The sequence below is a fragment of the Mycobacteriales bacterium genome, from assembly GCA_035504215.1.
In the GTDB taxonomy this organism is placed as follows: domain Bacteria; phylum Actinomycetota; class Actinomycetes; order JAFAQI01; family JAFAQI01; genus DATAUK01.
Genome location: DATJSI010000011.1, coordinates 1 through 2,730 on the forward strand (window position 1 = coordinate 1; position 2,730 = coordinate 2,730).

Sequence of the window (2,730 nt, forward strand, 5' to 3'; positions counted from 1 at the left end):
GCAGTGGAAGCTGTCCCCGATGGACATCGAGTCACTAGACAAATGGGAGGATTACACCAAGGCTAAGGAAGCGATGTTCTTCTATACGGACACCGCCGACGCGCCCTGGACGGTCGTGAAGTCCAACGACAAGAAGCGCGCACGGCTCGAGGCCATGCGGCACATCCTCGAGCAGTTCGACTATGACGGCAAAGATGAGGAGATCGTCGGCAAGCCGGACAGGAAGGTCATCGGACCGCCCGCCGACCTGTCGGAGAAGGAATCCATCGAGTCGTTCACGAGGCTGTAATCACGGAGGTTGCTTTGACGGGTTCGACCGAGACCGTTACCGAGATCACGACCGAGGAAGAACTGCGCGAGGCGATCGGCGGGTACCCGGAGTACCGGTCCGCGACCAAGGTGCGGCCGGCCCTGCACCCGCTCCAGATCGACTGGCTGCAGCGGTCGCCGTTCTGCGTGGTGGCAACGTCGGACGCGGACGGGAACTGCGACGCCTCGCCCAAGGGCGACCCGGCCGGGCAGCTCATCCACGTGCTGGACCCGCAGACGATCGTGATCGCGGAACGGCCGGGGAACAGGCGCGGCGACGGGTACCTCAACATCCTCGCCAATCCGCACGTCGGGGTGCTGGCGCTCATCCCGGGCCGGACCGACACGCTGCGGATCAACGGCCGGGCCCGCATCGTCCGGGACGCGCCGTGGTTCTCCGAGCTTGAGGTCAAGGGTAGGCGGCCGGTGCTGGCGCTGCTGATCTCGATCGACCAGGTGTTTTCGCACTGCCCGAAGGCGTTCATGCGGTCGGGGCTGTGGAATCCGCCGTCTTGGCCGTCGATCGAGGACATGCCGTCGGTGGCGGCGCTGTGCGTCGCGGTGCAGAGCCCGCCGGAGACACTCGAGGAGCTCGAAGCGCACTACGCGCTGGAAAACTACTCGAAGAAGCTCTACTAAGCGCGCCCTCGGTAGCCGCTAGCCGCCCAGAGCTCCGGGATGGTGACGCCGAGGCCTAGCAAGAGGCTGCGGAGCAGCGGGACCGAGATGCCGATCACGTTGTTGTGGTCGCCGTCGATCGAGTCGACGAACCAGCCGCCGAGGCCCTCGATGGTGAACGCGCCGGCCATGGCGAGCGGTTCGCCGGTGCTGACATAAGCGGAAATTTCGGCATCCGTGGGGGTGCCGAAGCGGATCGTCGTGCCCGCCACCGCCTCCGCCCGGCGGCCGGTCGCGACGTCGATCACGCAGTGGCCGGTGTAGAGGGTGCCGGACCGGCCGGACATCTCGTGCCAGCCGGCGATCGCGTCTTCCGCCGAAGCCGGCTTGCCGTAGCCGCGTCCCGCCAGGTCGAGCATCGAGTCGCAGCCGATGACGATGCCTGTGTCCATCGTCTTGGCGACCGCCGACGCCTTGGCGGACGCGAGTACCTGGGTGAGCTCGGCGGTGGATGGCGCGGAGAACGCGTCCTCGTCCACGCCGCTGACGATGACCTCGGGATCGAGCCCGGCCCCGCGGAGCACGGCAAGCCGGGCGGGAGAGGCTGAGGCGAGTACGACACGCACGGCTCAGAACCTTATGCGATTGACGCCTCGGCGTAGCATCGGTGCCATGCGTTTCGGCCTTGTCGGTACCGGTTACTGGGCGAGCATTACGCACGCGCCAGCGCTCGCCGCCACTCCCGGTATCACCTTCGACGCCGTCTGGGGCCGTGACCCGGTTGCCGCCGCGACCCTCGCCGCCGGGCACCGGACGACAGCGTACGCCGACTTCGACGCGTTCCTCGATGCCGTTGACGCGGTCGCGTTCGCGGTCCCGCCGCACGTACAGGCGCCGCTCGCGATCCGTGCCGCGCAGGCCGGCAAGCACCTGCTGCTCGAGAAGCCGATCGCGCTGACCATGGACGACGCCGACAAGCTGGTCGCCGCCGCCGACGAGGCGAGAGTAGCCTCGGTCGTCTTCTTCACCTGGCGGTTCAATACCGAGATCCGTGCCTGGCTCACCGACGAGCAGGCACGGGGCGGCTGGTCGGGCCACGGCTGGTCCGGCGGTGCCGGGATCTGGCTGGGCACGTCGGTTGTCGAGGGCAACCCGTTCAACACGCCGTGGCGGCAGGAGAAGGGCGGGCTGTGGGATCTCGGCCCGCATCTCGTCGGCATGCTGTGGGCCTGCCTCGGCCCGGTGGTGGCGGTGACCGCCGTGGCAGGCAAGGCGGACGTCACGCACCTGGTGCTGCGGCATTCAAGTGGTGTCACGTCGACCGCGACCATGACGATCAGTGCCCCGGAGGCGGCCGCGGGGACCACGGTATTCGTCTGGGGCGAGGCCGGGCGGTCGATTATGCCCGCCACCGCCGTCAACCCGGTGACCGCGCTGAGCGTCGCCGCCACGGAACTCGCCGTCGGCGCGACCGCGGGACGGCTCAGCCACCCGGTCGACGTCCGTTTCGGCCGCGACATCGTCAAGGTGCTCACCGACGCGGAAGCCCAGCTTCGACCGAACTGAACAGCAAGTTCCTGTAACGGACAGGGCGGGCACTGTACCTACCCGATCGTGTCGGCCTAGGCTTGATTTCTATGAGCAGCCCCGCCGTGCCGACCCACAGCATCTGCGCGCCTCGGACGCCGACCGCGAGCGCGTGGCCGAGATGCTGCGCGAGGCGGCCGGGGACGGCCGGCTCACCATGGACGAGCTCGATGAGCGACTGGACGCCGTGTACGCGGCGAAGACCTACGCCGAGCT

General features: G+C 68.3%; 5 protein-coding genes. 4 read left to right on the forward strand and 1 reads right to left on the reverse strand.

The annotated features are described in order from the left end of the window. Together VME70_01150 and VME70_01155 are read left to right on the forward strand one after the other, a co-directional pair. Nucleotides 1–289: polyphosphate kinase 2 (locus tag VME70_01150; protein ID HTW18802.1), on the forward strand; the 289-nt coding region annotated here is incomplete at its 5' end. Nucleotides 290–303: 14 nt separating this feature from the next. Continuing rightward, entirely contained in the window at nt 304–948 is a 645-nt protein-coding gene (locus tag VME70_01155) for an MSMEG_1061 family FMN-dependent PPOX-type flavoprotein (GenBank protein HTW18803.1), read from the forward strand. Here the strand turns inward: VME70_01155 and VME70_01160 are convergent. Further along, entirely contained in the window at nt 945–1,553 is a 609-nt protein-coding gene (locus tag VME70_01160) for a Maf family protein (protein HTW18804.1), read from the reverse strand. The two genes, VME70_01155 and VME70_01160, sit on opposite strands and share 4 nt — an antisense overlap. A 46-nt stretch (nt 1,554–1,599) precedes the next feature. On the opposite strand from VME70_01160, the gene VME70_01165 reads away from it, so the two are divergent. Both VME70_01165 and VME70_01170 read left to right on the forward strand, forming a co-directional pair. Then, nucleotides 1,600–2,493, forward strand: coding sequence for a Gfo/Idh/MocA family oxidoreductase (locus tag VME70_01165; protein ID HTW18805.1), 894 nt, complete (start codon nt 1,600–1,602; stop codon nt 2,491–2,493). A gap of 103 nt (nt 2,494–2,596) precedes the next feature. Further along, on the forward strand, nt 2,597–2,730 hold a 134-nt coding region (locus tag VME70_01170), incomplete at its 3' end, for a DUF1707 domain-containing protein (protein ID HTW18806.1).